The 15,455-nt window shown below is 51.8% G+C and carries 13 protein-coding genes and 1 pseudogene; 7 read left to right on the top strand and 7 right to left on the bottom strand.

Going from position 1 to position 15,455, the window contains the following annotated elements:
- Window positions 1-43: 43 nt before the first annotated feature.
- The 6 genes from gshB to metK form a co-directional block, all read right to left on the bottom strand.
- Complete coding sequence (gene gshB / locus OGX99_RS14095) at window positions 44-991, bottom strand: glutathione synthase (RefSeq protein ID WP_286543939.1); 948 nt, start codon at window positions 989-991, stop codon at window positions 44-46.
- Between the two features lie 12 nt (window positions 992-1,003).
- Window positions 1,004-1,735 carry a 16S rRNA (uracil(1498)-N(3))-methyltransferase gene (rsmE, locus tag OGX99_RS14090; RefSeq protein ID WP_278238380.1) on the bottom strand — a complete coding sequence of 244 codons (732 nt, stop codon included), beginning with the start codon at window positions 1,733-1,735 and terminating at the stop codon, window positions 1,004-1,006.
- A 74-nt stretch (window positions 1,736-1,809) separates the two neighbouring features.
- Window positions 1,810-2,517: a deoxyribonuclease I gene (endA, locus tag OGX99_RS14085; protein ID WP_151218353.1), complete on the bottom strand. Its 708-nt coding sequence runs from the start codon at window positions 2,515-2,517 to the stop codon at window positions 1,810-1,812.
- 94 nt (window positions 2,518-2,611) lie between these two features.
- Window positions 2,612-3,109, bottom strand: a complete 498-nt coding sequence (locus OGX99_RS14080) for a SprT family zinc-dependent metalloprotease (RefSeq protein ID WP_151218352.1) — start codon at window positions 3,107-3,109, stop codon at window positions 2,612-2,614.
- Window positions 3,110-3,184: 75 nt separating this feature from the next.
- Complete coding sequence (gene galP / locus OGX99_RS14075; protein ID WP_252838616.1) at window positions 3,185-4,579, bottom strand: galactose/proton symporter; 1,395 nt, start codon at window positions 4,577-4,579, stop codon at window positions 3,185-3,187.
- A gap of 399 nt (window positions 4,580-4,978) precedes the next feature.
- On the bottom strand, window positions 4,979-6,133 hold the full coding sequence (metK, locus tag OGX99_RS14070) for a methionine adenosyltransferase (protein WP_151218350.1): 1,155 nt from the start codon (window positions 6,131-6,133) through the stop codon (window positions 4,979-4,981).
- A 419-nt stretch (window positions 6,134-6,552) separates the two neighbouring features.
- Here metK and yqgG point away from each other — a divergent pair.
- From yqgG to speB, 4 genes and pseudogenes are all read left to right on the top strand, one after another.
- A pseudogene (yqgG, locus tag OGX99_RS14065) lies at window positions 6,553-6,654 on the top strand (small protein YqgG); the annotation flags it as partial.
- A gap of 258 nt (window positions 6,655-6,912) precedes the next feature.
- Window positions 6,913-7,044: an acid stress response protein YqgB gene (gene yqgB / locus OGX99_RS14060; protein WP_151218349.1), complete on the top strand. Its 132-nt coding sequence runs from the start codon at window positions 6,913-6,915 to the stop codon at window positions 7,042-7,044.
- A gap of 8 nt (window positions 7,045-7,052) precedes the next feature.
- On the top strand, window positions 7,053-9,029 hold the full coding sequence (gene speA, locus OGX99_RS14055) for a biosynthetic arginine decarboxylase (protein ID WP_187253183.1): 1,977 nt from the start codon (window positions 7,053-7,055) through the stop codon (window positions 9,027-9,029).
- A gap of 237 nt (window positions 9,030-9,266) precedes the next feature.
- The gene (speB, locus tag OGX99_RS14050; RefSeq protein ID WP_003027056.1) at window positions 9,267-10,187 is read left to right on the top strand and encodes an agmatinase; all 921 of its coding nucleotides are present in this window, start codon (window positions 9,267-9,269) and stop codon (window positions 10,185-10,187) included.
- Between the two features lie 54 nt (window positions 10,188-10,241).
- Here speB and loiP read toward each other — a convergent pair whose 3' ends face one another.
- Window positions 10,242-11,000: a metalloprotease LoiP gene (gene loiP / locus OGX99_RS14045; RefSeq protein ID WP_151218347.1), complete on the bottom strand. Its 759-nt coding sequence runs from the start codon at window positions 10,998-11,000 to the stop codon at window positions 10,242-10,244.
- Between the two features lie 279 nt (window positions 11,001-11,279).
- Between loiP and tkt the strand changes: the two genes are divergently transcribed.
- The 3 genes from tkt to OGX99_RS14030 all read left to right on the top strand — a co-directional run bounded on the left by tkt (window position 11,280) and on the right by OGX99_RS14030 (window position 15,437).
- Window positions 11,280-13,271, top strand: coding sequence for a transketolase (gene tkt / locus OGX99_RS14040; RefSeq protein ID WP_187253181.1), 1,992 nt, complete (start codon window positions 11,280-11,282; stop codon window positions 13,269-13,271).
- A gap of 315 nt (window positions 13,272-13,586) precedes the next feature.
- A complete protein-coding gene (gene cmtB, locus OGX99_RS14035; protein ID WP_151218346.1) occupies window positions 13,587-14,030 on the top strand; it encodes a PTS mannitol transporter subunit IIA in 444 nt (147 codons plus the stop codon).
- 27 nt (window positions 14,031-14,057) lie between these two features.
- Window positions 14,058-15,437, top strand: a complete 1,380-nt coding sequence (locus tag OGX99_RS14030; protein WP_151218345.1) for a PTS mannitol transporter subunit IIBC — start codon at window positions 14,058-14,060, stop codon at window positions 15,435-15,437.
- Window positions 15,438-15,455 lie beyond the last annotated feature (18 nt).

The following is a 15,455-nucleotide window of genomic DNA, read 5'->3' as shown; positions in this document are numbered from 1 at the left end:
TCACTATGAGTATTGGTAGGGTCCCTTCTACCGGCGAATTTTTTTATTTTTGCAGACGAGCTTCAATAGCGTCCATCAGCATACCGGTAATCGAAACCGGGAACTCCGCTTCAATCTCGCGAATACAAGTTGGGCTGGTGACGTTAATTTCCGTCAGACGATCGCCAATGATATCCAGACCGACAAAAATCAAACCTTTCGCTTTCAGCGTTGGCCCAATGCGACGGGCGATTTCCCAGTCACTGTCGGTTAAGGGACGCGGCTCGCCACGACCACCTGCAGCCAGGTTGCCCCGGGTTTCTCCACCCTGTGGAATACGCGCCAGGCAATATGGAACAGGTTCGCCATCGACCACCAGGACGCGTTTATCGCCATCTTTAATGGCCGGCAGATAGTTCTGCGCCATGCAGTAGCGGGTACCGTGCTCAGTCAGCGTTTCCGCAATAACGCCAAGGTTCGGATCGCCTTCCTTCACGCGGAAAATAGAGGCCCCGCCCATGCCGTCCAGCGGCTTAAGTATGATGTCGCTGTGTTTTTGCCAGAAGGCTTTCAACTGCGCTTTATTACGCGTGACCAGTGTTTCCGGCGTCAGGTCGGCAAACCATGCTGTGAACAACTTTTCGTTGCAATCGCGCAGGCTCTGCGGCTTGTTGACGATCAGTGTTCCTTTCTCTTCTGCACGTTCCAGAATATAGGTTGCGTAGATGAACTCGGTATCAAACGGCGGATCCTTACGCATCAGAATAACGTCCAGGTCTGCCAACGGGAGATCCTGCTCGCTTTTGAACTCATACCATTTGTCGTAGTTCTGCTCTACGCTCAGGGTACGCGTATGGGCGCGGGCCTCACCGTTAATCAGATAAAGATCGGCCATCTCCATATAATGAATTTCGTAACCGCGAAGTTGTGCTTCCAGCAGCATAGCGAAGCTGGAATCTTTCTTGATGTTGATGCTTGCGATGGGATCCATCACGATGCCGAGCTTGATCATTGTTTTTCTCCGTTAGCCCAGATCGCCAAAACGCACCTGTAGCGCGGTAATGGCGGTGAGCGCAGTTGTCTCAGTACGCAGAACGCGAGGTCCTAACAGAATATCAGTAAACTGATACCGTGCGGTCATGGCAATTTCATCTGCCGACAACCCACCTTCCGGGCCAATCAGCAAGCGGATGCGCTCTACCGGGAGCGGCAGCGTGTTGATGCTGGCGCTGGCGCGAGGATGTAGATTGAGTTTCAGTCCTGCGTCCTGTTCTGCGCACCATGCTTCCAGATCCATTGCCGGGCGAATTTCAGGCACCCGATTACGACCGCACTGTTCGCAGGCGGCAATGGCGATTTTTTGCCACTGCTGGAGCTTCTTGTTCAGGCGTTCACTGTCCAGTTTAACGCCGCAACGCTCAGAAAAAAGTGGCGTAATGAGGCTTACACCCAGTTCGATCGATTTCTGGATAGTAAATTCCATTTTTTCACCGCGCGACATCACCTGACCCAGGTGGATATGCAACGGTGATTCCCGATCGTCGAGTTCTGCGTTAAGCACCTTCACCTCCACGCTTTTTTTACTGGCGTGGGTAATTTCGGCGTCGAATACCTGATTGCTGCCATCAAATAGCTGTAGTGGCTGGCCTGGCCCCATACGTAGTACGCGGCCGATATGGTTGGCAGCATCTTCACACAGTGAAATTTGGCTACCGGAAGCGAGTGGCTCTGGGTGATAAATGCGAGGAATGCGCATAGTTAAACATCCGCGTCATGGCCCTGGGCTGCAACAAGCCAGGGCATGGTTAAAAATATTGCCGCTAGTGTAGGTTAGCTCTTTTGCGCCTGGCAAGCGCGTTGCACATAGGGGTTATGATTCCCCTGTACCTTCGCGATGCGTTCGTCGCGCTCACACTCCCAGTCGGTGACCGGATACTGCTTATTCCAGGCGTTAAAAAGCTGGGTTTGCTGGCGGGAGAGCGTCAGGTTGTATTGGTCGCGCATATAAAAATAGGTACGCGCGATGGCGCCACGGGCGCGGGCAGGCGGTTCGGCAACTTTCTCTTTGAAATCAACCTTCATCGCGCACTGCCCATACTGGCCTTCGCCACCGTTCCACTGGCTGTACATAAAGTTTGCGCGATCGCCATTCACTTCACCTACCGCAGGCTGCAGGTTATGCATATCGCTTTCCATTTTGCGATAGACCGGATCTTTAGCGCAGTTTTTACGTCCTCCGTCCTGCCAGCACTGACGCTGATGACCAAACTGCCAGGCGGGGACAACGTGTTCCCATTCAATTCGACTGGCGCGGTTTTCGTTTTTTCGCACTTTATAGCCGCAGGATTCGAGGTCAACGACCCCTTTTTTGCCTTGCCAGTTAATTTTACAGCCACAATAGAAATCGCCAGGCGCATCGGCGTTAACTTTGACGCCCGCCGCTTTTGCCTGAGAAAAGCTGTTGATACCTTCGGCTAAAACCGGGCCTGAAAACGCAGCGGCTAACAGGGCGGCTGCAAAAGAAAGATTACGGTACATCACGAACTCCGTGTCAAAACGAGCCCGCAACGTAGCGAAAGTCATTCCTGTATGCAATCAGTTAGATCAGAAAAGTTCCTGATAATTCTGAAGATTATTCTGCAACCAGCGGTTCGCCGCAGTGAACGCAGCGGTAGGTGGCTTCACCGCGTACCACGCGGTTGTGGCGGCGGATGGTCAGTTGGTGTTCCTGACACTTACAGCGGTAAGTATAGGTCTTACGCTGCACGGATTGCAGTTCGAACTGATGCGTACGCCGGGCAGGTACGCCCAGTACGCTCTCCATCATCCATTTCCACTCTTTCCCGTGCGGCGGCACGCGGCCAAAATACTTCCACACCAGTAAATGCGCCAGTTCATGGGGCACCACTTCGTTAACGAACGCATCAACGTTCTCCATCAGCAGGACGGGATTCAGACGAATTTCGTAGGTTTGTAGCCACGCGGTGCCCGCAGCGGTTCCGCGCTGTTGGTAAACCAGCTTTGGCTCCGGGTAATTGCGTTCGAGCTTGAGATTGGCCTGAGCGAGTTTTTCCCGCAGGCTGCGCATAACGGCTTGCTGGATGGCGATAGGGAGACGGGAGGTTTTCATAACGCCAGAGGATAGTGCGACAGGGAAGGGACTGCAAGAGGAAGGCTTCCCCCCGTGGGGAGGAAGCCTTAGTGATTAGTCGTGTGCGCCAATTTCGCGCAGTTTACGGCCTTTCATCAGGTTACGTTCAATGTGTTCCAGAGAGACATTTTTCGTTTCAGGGATCAGCCACAGAGTCAGGAAGATGAACAGGACGTTCAGACCACCGTAGACCCAGAAAGTGTTGGCACTGCCCAGCGAGTTCAGCATCGTCAGGAAGGTTGCACCGACGATCATATTGGCAATCCAGTTGGTTGCAGTAGAGCAGGTGATACCGAAATCGCGGCCTTTCAGCGGTTGGATTTCAGAGCACAGCACCCAAATCAGCGGACCGGCGCTCATGGCAAAGCCAACGATAAACATCAGCAGCATCAGTACAGCGAAGTATTGTGCGGCCGCCGAGTTAATGCCCACGTGCATCATTGTACCCAGCACGCCCATACCGACGGCCATGACGATAAAGCCGAGGATCAGTGTTGGTTTACGGCCCCAGCGGTCAACCAGGCCAATGGCGATAAAGGTGGCCAGCACGTTGGTCAGACCGACAATAACCGTCCCCCACATCTGCTCGGTGGTGTTGGTGTAACCCGCCAGTTCAAAGATTTTTGGCGCGTAATACATAATGACGTTCATCCCGGTGAACTGCTGCATCACCTGCAACAGAACGCCAAGGAATACCGCGCGGCGGAAGTTGCTGTTTTCTTTAAACAGCGCCCAACCGCTCTGCTTCACCTGCAGGCTTTCACGAATTTCATCCAGCTCGCGTTTGGCTTCTGCGCTGGTATCACGCAGACGCAATAGAACACGTTCAGCATCAACAAAACGACGTTTAGCCGCAAACCAGCGTGGACTGTCTGGCAGGAAGATGACGCCAATTAGCAGCAGCAGGGCAGGGATGATGATTACGCCCAGCATCCAGCGCCATGCGCCGCTGTAGCTAAACGCCGTATCGGAAAGATACGCACCTAAAATACCGATGGTGATCATCAACTGATACATAGAGATCATGCTGCCGCGAATTTTTTCCGGGGCGATTTCAGACAGGTACAACGGCGCGGTATAAGACGCAACGCCTACCGCAAGGCCGAGCAGCACGCGGGAAACCAGCAGTACTTCAACGTTTGGCGCTGCGGCGGAGAACAGTGAACCGGCAACAAACAGAATTGCGCCGATCATCAGGCTCTTTTTGCGCCCCAGTTTGAAGGAGAGCCAACCGCTGCCGACGGCACCCACAGCAGCACCGAACATCATAGAACTCACCACCCATTCCTGAGTGTGTGGGGTAATTTGGAACTCGTCGGTGATGAATGGCAAAGCTCCAGCAATAACACCGATATCCAGGCCAAAAAGTAATCCAGCCAGGGCTGCAAGAAAGCAGACAAAAAATGTCATGGCTTTGTTGGAACGCCCCGTTTTTTTATTGTCAGGCATGATGCCCTCCGGTTGGGTAGCTAGTTTTGTTGATGTTAAGGGTAGGTGAGTACGGAGTAAAAAAATGCGAATCACATCACATTAGTGTAATCGGTTACACTAATATTTATATGGGTTATTGTTTATATATATGAAAAATAAAGCTATTTATTTTGCCGGAATAAAGTTAATTGCCTGAATTTAAGACAATGCTGAATTGTAATGTAACGACGATGCAATCATAGTCAAAAGGAGATGTTAATTGAGTTTGGATTGAAATTCTGCGGTATGTAATCGCTTTCATTTGTTGTTTAAAACAAGGGAACTTAGCATTGTTCTGGCGATGGGGTATGGAAAAGAAAAGGACATAAAAAAGACCAGCGCGAGGCTGGTCTTCATAAGCGTTGAACTGTGGGGAAATTACTTCAGACCAGCAGCTTCACGCAGCAACTGCGCCTTGTCGGTTTTTTCCCATGGGAAATGTTCGCGACCAAAGTGACCGTAAGCGGCAGTTTCTTTGTAAATCGGGTGCAGCAGATCCAGCATCTGAATCAGGCCATACGGACGCAGGTCGAAGAACTCGCGAACCAGCAGGGTCAGTTGCTCAGAAGGCACTTTTTCAGTACCGAACGTTTCTACCATGATCGAAGTCGGTTCAGCCACGCCGATTGCGTAAGAAACTTGAATCTCGCAGCGGTCAGCCAGACCTGCGGCGACAATGTTTTTCGCGACGTAACGGGCTGCATAGGCTGCGGAACGGTCAACTTTAGACGGATCCTTACCAGAGAATGCGCCGCCGCCATGGCGCGCCATGCCGCCGTAGGTATCAACGATGATTTTACGACCTGTCAGGCCACAGTCGCCCATTGGACCGCCGATAACGAAACGACCAGTTGGGTTGATGAAGAACTTGGTCGATGCGGTCAGCCATTCAGTCGGCAGTACCGGCTTGATGATCTCTTCCATAACGGCTTCTTGCAGCGATTTCTGATCGATGTCTTCAGAGTGCTGAGTCGACAGAACAACCGCATCAATACCGACGATTTTGCCATCGTCATACTGGAAGGTAACCTGACTTTTTGCATCCGGACGCAGCCAGGATAAGGTGCCGTTTTTACGCACTTCAGCCTGACGCTGCACCAGACGGTGAGCATAGGTAATCGGGGCTGGCATCAGTACATCGGTTTCATTGGTTGCATAACCAAACATCAGACCCTGGTCGCCTGCACCCTGCTCCAGCGGATCGGCACGGTCAACACCCTGGTTGATGTCCGGAGACTGTTTACCAATCGCGCTCAGTACCGCACAAGAGTTGGCGTCAAAGCCCATGTCGGAATGCACATAGCCAATTTCGCGAACCGTGTTACGGGTGATCTCTTCGATATCAACCCATGCGCTGGTGGTGATCTCACCGCCAACTAAAACCATACCGGTTTTGACGTAGGTTTCGCAGGCAACGCGTGCTTTCGGATCCTGCTCGAGGATTGCGTCCAGCACGGCATCAGAGATTTGGTCAGCGATTTTGTCAGGATGCCCTTCTGATACGGACTCGGACGTAAAAAGGTGTTTTGCCATATTTAATTTCACCTAAGGAGAATTTGGTTAGCTCAAACTGTCGAGTGGAATAGCCATGTGTAGAAGATTCTACCATGAGTCTGCAGATGACGGACACTGGCAGTCTGAGTGTTAATCGGTATAGATGGATTAACATCTGGACGGCTATTTTAGGACAGTTCTTCGTCTGATTTCCAGCTTTTTTTGATTGAGGTCGCATTGTACTGAAAATGTAACTGGAAATTTTTCCTGACGGTGCTGGCAATGTGCGTATTTATCTTTTGCTTTTTATGTTCCATATCGGTATAAAACGCGGCGCGCGGCTCATACAAAAAGCACACGACGTTTTCATCGTGTTGCCACTTCCAGCCGGGTTAAGACGTTAGCTTTGGCTTGTGGGTTCGTTCCGTCAGGAGCAACCGTGGAGGTGATACGAGATAATGAACCGTTGTATTCTGCTGAATCTGTCGCACCGTTCTGGTGTACATATGTTCCCCGCAATCTGCATCTCTGCTTTGCATACCTGTCGATGTTATATACACAAAATCATTCATGTTGCGTCGAGGCGACAAGTGAATGAGTCCCCTGAACGTACGAGTAGTACGTGACTGGGGCGAATGAGCGTAGCCAACAAAGAGGCTGCATGAAGGATGAAGTGTATACCCATCTCGGCGTATCTCAGGACTCAAGAGCCGGCTACGGTCACTAAGAACTGAACAAGGGCGCTCTTGGTAAACAAGAGTTTTCTCGTGGTTTCGCCGAACCGTCAGCATTAAGTTCGGTTACGTGTTTACATTGATATGAAAAAGAAACCGGTCGCACAGTCGGAGCGTCAGCACTATCTGCTGCAAATTCTGCCTGTATTTGGGTTGTTATCGCGTCTATGGATTGCGATAGTAGTCAACTGTTTTACACTTGTTAATAAAATTTGAGGTTCGCTATGTCTGACGACATTTCTTTGGGTTCGCCTTCGTCAGCAGGCGAACACGGTGTACTACGCTCCATGCAGGAGGTTGCAATGAGTTCCGAGGAAGCCAGCAAGATGCTGCGTACTTACAATATTGCCTGGTGGGGTAATAACTACTATGACGTCAATGAGCTGGGCCACATCAGCGTGTGCCCGGATCCGGACGTACCAGAAGCGCGCGTTGACCTTGCTGAGTTGGTGAAAGCCCGTGAAGCGCAGGGGCAGCGTCTGCCTGCATTATTCTGCTTCCCGCAGATCCTGCAACACCGTCTGCGTTCGATTAACGCGGCGTTTAAACGCGCCCGTGAATCTTATGGCTACAACGGCGACTATTTTCTCGTTTACCCGATCAAGGTCAACCAGCACCGTCGCGTGATTGAATCGCTGATCCACTCCGGTGAACCGCTAGGCCTGGAAGCTGGTTCCAAAGCTGAATTGATGGCCGTTTTGGCCCATGCCGGAATGACCCGTAGCGTGATCGTGTGTAACGGCTATAAAGACCGCGAATACATCCGTCTGGCGTTGATTGGCGAGAAAATGGGCCATAAGGTCTATCTGGTCATCGAGAAGATGTCTGAAATCGCTATCGTGCTGGATGAAGCTGAACGTCTGAATGTGGTTCCGCGTCTGGGTGTGCGTGCGCGTCTGGCGTCGCAGGGATCCGGCAAGTGGCAGTCCTCTGGCGGCGAAAAATCAAAATTCGGCCTGGCGGCAAACCAGGTGCTGCAGTTGGTGGAAATTCTGCGCGAGCGCGGTCGTCTGGACAGCATTCAGTTGCTGCACTTCCACCTCGGCTCCCAGATGGCGAACATTCGTGATATCGCCACCGGCGTACGTGAATCAGCGCGTTTCTACGTTGAGCTGCACAAGCTGGGCGTGAATATCCAGTGCTTCGACGTAGGCGGTGGTCTGGGCGTGGACTACGAAGGTACTCGTTCTCAGTCTGACTGCTCTGTTAACTACGGCCTGAACGAATACGCGAATAATATCATTTGGGCCATTGGCGATGCTTGTGAAGAGCATGGTCTGCCGCATCCGACGGTCATCACCGAGTCTGGTCGTGCGGTTACCGCGCACCATACCGTGCTGGTGTCTAACATTATCGGTGTTGAGCGTAGCGAACATACCGAAGCCACGCCGCCGGCTGACGATGCGCCGCGTGCCCTGCAAAGCATGTGGGAAACCTGGCAAGAGATGCATGAGCCGGGAACCCGTCGTTCGCTACGCGAATGGCTACACGACAGCCAGATGGATCTGCATGATATTCACGTGGGCTACTCTTCTGGCACCTTCAGCTTGCAGGAGCGTGCGTGGGCAGAGCAGCTGTATCTGAACATGTGCCATGACGTTCAGAAACAGCTCGACCCGAGCAACCGCGCGCATCGTCCCATTATCGACGAGCTGCAGGAGCGTATGGCGGATAAGATTTACGTCAACTTTTCTCTGTTCCAGTCGATGCCGGATGCATGGGGGATCGATCAGCTGTTCCCAGTACTGCCGCTCGAAGGACTGAATCAGGTGCCAGAGCGCCGTGCGGTGCTATTGGATATTACTTGTGACTCCGACGGCGCTATCGACCACTACGTCGATGGTGACGGTATTGCCACGACCATGCCGATGCCGGAATACGATCCGGAAAACCCGCCGATGCTGGGCTTCTTTATGGTGGGGGCGTACCAGGAGATCCTCGGCAACATGCACAACCTGTTCGGCGATACCGAAGCGGTTGACGTGTTCGTCTTCCCTGACGGTAGCGTGGAAGTTGAGCTTTCTGATGAAGGCGATACCGTGGCAGATATGTTGCAATACGTGCAGCTGGATCCGAACACCCTGCTGACGCAGTTCCGTGACCAGGTGAAAAACACCGATCTGGACGCTGAGCTGCAACAGCAGTTCCTCGAAGAGTTTGAAGCCGGTCTGTACGGTTATACTTATCTGGAAGATGAGTAACGATAAATGTCAGGTGGCGCTGCGCTTACCGTTCCTACGAAAGTAGGCCGGATAAGGCGAAGCCGCCATCCGGCAATCGGAATCCGCGGGGGCAGCATTTGTGGCACTCACTTGAATCCGTACAAAATAACGGCGATAATTTGCCGTAAATATGCAGTTACCAAATCAATCCCTTCCTCGTCGGGCTTAACGACGCGGAGGGGATTTTTTTTCATCGATTTTTAAAGAGGTCAGTACATGAGCACCTTAGGTCATCAATACGACAACTCCCTGGTTTCTAACGCCTTTGGTTTTTTACGTCTGCCGATGAACTTCATGCCGTACGATAGCGACGCCGACTGGGTGATCACCGGTGTACCGTTTGATATGGCAACGTCTGGTCGTGCGGGCGGGCGTCATGGTCCGGCGGCAATCCGTCAGGTTTCCACCAACCTGGCCTGGGAGCACAACCGCTTCCCGTGGAACTTCGATATGCGCGAGCGCCTGAACGTGGTGGACTGCGGCGATCTGGTTTATGCGTTCGGGGATGCGCGTGAAATGAGTGAAAAATTGCAGGCGCATGCTGAGAAGCTGCTGTCTGCCGGTAAGCGTATGCTCTCCTTTGGCGGCGACCACTTTGTCACGCTGCCGCTGCTGCGCGCGCACGCAAAGCACTTTGGTAAAATGGCGCTGGTACACTTTGATGCCCACACCGACACCTACGCGAACGGCTGCGAATTCGACCACGGCACGATGTTCTATACTGCGCCGAACGAAGGTTTGATCGATCCGAATCACTCTGTGCAGATCGGTATTCGTACCGAGTTCGACAAAGACAACGGCTTTACCGTGCTGGATGCGTGCCAGGTTAACGACCGCAGCGTTGATGACATTATCGCCCAGGTTAAGCAGATTGTCGGTGATATGCCAGTGTATCTGACTTTTGATATCGACTGCCTGGATCCGGCGTTTGCACCCGGAACCGGTACGCCAGTGATCGGCGGCCTGACTTCCGATCGTGCAATTAAACTGGTACGTGGTCTGAAAGATCTGAACATCGTCGGGATGGATGTTGTTGAAGTGGCTCCGGCCTACGACCAGTCAGAGATCACCGCACTGGCGGCTGCTACGTTAGCGTTGGAGATGCTGTATATCCAGGCGGCGAAAAAAGGCGAGTAAGCTGTTTTTTGCCGGATGGCGGCGTTTGCGCCGCCATCCGGCACTGTTAACAGATTATTTGATCCCGTCTGCGCTCATGCGATCGCGAATATGTTGCGCACGTTCTGCGGATGCCGGGTGATCGTCAAACATTGAGCTTTGGCGTCCTGCTTCCAGTTTTGCCAGTTTCTCAAAGCTGGTGGCTAAGCCGGCTGGATTGATCCCACGTTTGCGCAACAAATCATACGAGTAATCATCCGCTTCGGACTCCTGGCGCTGGGAGAACTGTGAGTTCACCAGCTTTTCGCCGATATCGCCCAATTGCGACTGCGACAGGCTGCCGACAATACCGCCAGCGGAAGCCGCTGCTGCCCGCACGGCGTTCGTACCCAGCGCAACCTGCATCCCTTTTTTCACGTGACCCAGCGCAACGTGGCCCATTTCGTGGCCGATCACCGCTTCGACTTCGTTGTCGGTCATCATATCCATCAGGCCGCTGTATACGCGGATACAGCCGTTCGCCATGGCAAAGGCATTCACATCTTTCGCCATATACACTTTGTAGTTCACCGGCTGACCGTTAATGTTATCGCCAAGCGCGGCGGCTATTTTGCCAAGACGCGTAGCGTACTCGCTGCCGCTCGGAGCGATAGTAGCCTTGCTGTCCATATCTTTACAGGCCTGATCGCTCAGCGCTTTTACCTGAGCATCGCTCAGACTGTAGGCCTGAAAAGCCTCCGCGCCCGAAGAAAGCAGCCCGTTTGAGTCCATGTTCTGGCAGCCGGTCAAAGCCGCTGCCATGCTCGTAGCAAGCAGTAAAGCGCGAATTTTCATTTTTTCTCTTCCGCACAAGGTCAGGATTATTCTAAAAAATGCGTCGTTTACAGGTGAACCGACGCTCGGCCTAAGTATAAAGAAAAGAACAATAAGCGGGCGAGAAGATTGCGCAACTTTCACGCATGATCCAGAGATTTCTGAAGCGGTAAAAGGATGCTCCATGTACATGACACGCGGCTTGGGTTACATTGTTGGCACTTTTTTCCGGCGTAGCCCAAAACGCGCTGTCGTCAAGTCGTTTAGGGCGTGGCCTTCATTATCCGATCTGGAGTCAAAATGTCCTCACGTAAAGAGCTTGCCAATGCTATTCGTGCGCTGAGCATGGACGCAGTACAGAAAGCCAAATCCGGTCACCCGGGTGCCCCGATGGGTATGGCTGACATTGCCGAAGTCCTGTGGCGTGATTTCCTGAACCACAACCCGACTAACCCGTCCTGGGCTGACCGTGACCGCTTCGTGCTGTCTAACGGCCACGGCTCAATGCTGATTTACAGCCTGCTGCACCTCACCGGCTACGATCTGCCGATGTCCGAGCTGCAGAACTTCCGTCAGCTGCACTCCAAAACGCCGGGCCACCCGGAAGTGGGCTACACCGCGGGTGTTGAAACCACGACCGGTCCTCTGGGTCAGGGCATTGCGAATGCAGTGGGTATGGCTATCGCTGAAAAAACGCTGGCGGCGCAGTTTAACCGTCCTGGTCACGACATCGTTGATCACTTCACTTATGCTTTCATGGGCGACGGCTGCATGATGGAAGGTATCTCTCACGAGGTATGTTCCCTGGCCGGTACGCTGAAGCTGGGTAAACTGGTTGCGTTCTATGATGACAACGGCATCTCTATCGATGGTCACGTTGAAGGCTGGTTCACCGATGACACCGCGAAGCGTTTCGAAGCTTACGGCTGGCACGTGGTTCGTGGCGTAGATGGTCATGATGCTGACGCGATTAAACGCGCAGTTGAAGAAGCTCGCGCAGTAACCGACAAACCATCCCTGCTGATGTGCAAAACCATCATCGGTTTCGGTTCCCCGAACAAAGCCGGTACTCACGACTCTCACGGTGCGCCGCTGGGTGATGCAGAAATCGCGCTGACCCGTGAACAGCTGGGCTGGAAATACGCGCCGTTCGAAATCCCGTCTGAAATCTACGCGCAGTGGGATGCGAAAGAAGCCGGCCAGGCAAAAGAAGCCGCATGGAACGAGAAGTTCGCTGCTTATGCCAAAGCTTTCCCGCAGGAAGCTGCTGAATTCACCCGTCGTATGAAAGGTGAAATGCCGTCTGATTTCGACGCGAAAGCCAACGAGTTCATTGCTAAGCTGCAGGCTAACCCGGCGAAAATCGCCAGCCGTAAAGCGTCTCAGAACGCGATTGAAGCCTTCGGTCCATGGCTTCCTGAATTCCTCGGCGGCTCCGCTGACCTCGCGCCATCTAACCTGACTCTGTGGTCTGGTTCTAAGGCCATCAACGAAGATACCGCCGGTAACTACATCCATTACGGTGTACGTGAATTCGGTATGACCGCTATCGCAAACGGCATTTCCCTGCACGGTGGTTTCCTGCCGTACACCTCCACCTTCCTGATGTTCGTGGAATATGCTCGTAACGCGGTGCGTATGGCTGCGCTGATGAAACAGCGTCAGGTGATGGTCTACACCCACGACTCCATCGGTCTGGGTGAAGATGGCCCGACTCACCAGCCGGTAGAGCAGGTTGCTTCTCTGCGTGTGACTCCGAACATGAGCACATGGCGTCCGTGTGATCAGGTTGAATCCGCAGTGGCGTGGAAATACGGCGTTGAGCGTCAGGACGGCCCGACCGCGCTGATCCTCTCCCGCCAGAACCTGGCACAGCAGGAACGTACCGCAGAGCAACTGGCGAATATCGCTCGCGGTGGCTACGTGCTGAAAGATTGCGCGGGCCAGCCGGAGCTGATCTTCATCGCCACCGGTTCTGAAGTTGAACTGGCTGTTGCGGCATGGGAGAAACTGACTGCCGAAGGTGTGAAGGCGCGTGTGGTCTCCATGCCGTCTACCGATGCGTTCGACAAACAGGATGCCGCCTACCGCGAATCCGTACTGCCGAAAGCCGTTTCTGCTCGCGTCGCTATCGAGGCTGGCATTGCGGACTACTGGTTCAAATACGTGGGTCTGAACGGTGCCATCGTCGGGATGACTACTTTTGGTGAGTCTGCACCGGCAGAACTGCTGTTTGAAGAATTCGGCTTCACCGTAGACAACGTGGTCGCGAAAGCAAAAGAACTGCTGTAACTTCGATTGCAGGTGAAAACGGGTCGCTCAGGCGGCCCGTTTTTTAATCGGATTAAATTTAATTTCCCCTGTGCAACTCCCCGTTGTGGATCTGAGTCACAAATATGATATTTAGTGTTATTTGGAATTTGTAATGCATATCACATAATTAATGTTGCATTTTGTTTTTCTATTCTCAACCAACTGTTTTTAAAGGCTTCACAAAAAGACATTCCGCGCTGCACGTATTTTCCCCCTCGATTGATTTCATTTTGCCGTACGCGTATTTTATTTTTAACGTTAACTCGTACCCTAAAAATAAAATAAGGAAAATGTATGCGGCTGATTGATTACTTTCCCGAATCATCTATTTCAATAAAAGATTCAGCAAAGAACTGGCAGGAGGCAATTGACTTTTCTATGTCGTCCTTGCTCGCCAATCATTATGTCAATTCAAATTATATTCAGGCGATCAAAGACTCAACGATTAACAATGGTCCTTATTATATTTTAGCGCCTGGTGTCGCCATGCCACACGCTCGTCCGGAATGTGGTGCGTTAAAAACCGGAATGTCATTAACGCTTCTCAAACAGGAAGTGAAATTTTCCGAAGAAGATGAAGGCATCAGATTATTAATCGGATTGTCGGCGGCAAATGCTGACTCTCACATTGGCGCTATTCAGGCTTTAAGTGAATTATTATGTGAAGAGGAAGCGCTAACCGCTTTGTTAGCGGCTAAATCAGAAAAACAACTGGCGGATATTATCGCCTTCGCATAATTCATCGTTTCCTTTCAGGATATTATTATGGAAAACAAGTCTGCTCGTGCCAAAGTCCAGGCTTTTGGTGGGTTTTTGACTGCAATGGTCATTCCCAACATCGGCGCATTTATTGCCTGGGGTTTTATAACCGCATTGTTTATTCCTACTGGTTGGATGCCGAATGAGCATTTCGCCAAAATTGTCGGCCCGATGATTACTTATTTACTGCCCGTCATGATTGGCTCCACCGGTGGGCATCTGGTTGGCGGGAAACGTGGCGCGGTAATGGGAGGCATTGGTTCTATTGGCGTTATTGTTGGCGCGGATATCCCGATGTTCCTTGGCGCGATGGTGATGGGGCCGCTTGGCGGTTGGGTGATTAAGCATATCGACCGCCTGCTGGAAAAACGCATCCCCGCTGGTTTCGAGATGGTTATCAATAACTTCTCTCTGGGTATTGCGGGAATGCTCTTATGTTTGCTGGGATTCGAAGTTATTGGCCCGGCGGTTCTCATTGCCAACAATTTTGTGAAGGAGTGTATTGAAGCGTTGGTTCATGCGGGTTACCTGCCGTTGCTATCTGTAATCAATGAGCCCGCGAAAATCCTCTTTTTGAATAATGCTATCGATCAGGGCGTCTATTATCCGTTGGGAATGCAGCAAGCTTCTGAAACGGGAAAATCGATTTTCTTCATGGTGGCATCCAACCCTGGGCCGGGGTTAGGCCTGTTACTCAGCTTTGCCATTTTTGGTAAAGGGATGAGTAAAAAATCCGCGCCAGGCGCCATGATTATCCACTTCCTTGGTGGTATTCATGAACTGTATTTCCCGTATGTGCTGATGAAGCCTTTAACCCTGATTGCGATGATTGCCGGGGGAATGAGCGGGACGTGGGTATTCCACCTGTTGGACGGTGGGTTGGTTGCAGGGCCGAGCCCAGGATCAATATTTGCCTATCTGGCATTAACGCCAAAAGGTTCTTTCCTCGCGACCATTGCAGGCGTTACAGCGGGAACCATTGTTACTTTTGTGATTACCTCTGTAATCCTGAAAATGGAAAAGAGTGTAGAAACAGAAACTGAAGATGACTTCGCTGAATCAGCCAGAACCGTCAAGGCGATGAAACAGGAAGGAAAGTTCTCTTATAAAAATATTAAACGCGTTGCTTTCGTCTGTGATGCGGGAATGGGTTCCAGCGCGATGGGGGCTACAACGTTTCGTAAGCGTCTGGAGAAAGCGGGATTGAATATTAATGTAACGCACTATGCTATCGAAAACGTTCCGCAAGATGCAGATATTATTGTAACCCATGCCAGTCTTGAAGGTCGTGTTAAACGTGTGAGTGAAAAGCCATTAGTGCTGATTAAAAACTATATTGGTGATCCTCTGTTGGACGATTTATTTAAACGCATTACTGCGAACTAGCCTTCTTCTATTTTTGGA

It is taken from the genome of Citrobacter sp. Cu096 (genome assembly GCF_030332285.1).
In the GTDB taxonomy this organism is placed as follows: domain Bacteria; phylum Pseudomonadota; class Gammaproteobacteria; order Enterobacterales; family Enterobacteriaceae; genus Citrobacter; species Citrobacter meridianamericanus.
The sequence above is the reverse complement of the archived record's forward strand: the minus strand, read 5'-3'. Positions and strand labels throughout refer to the sequence as shown.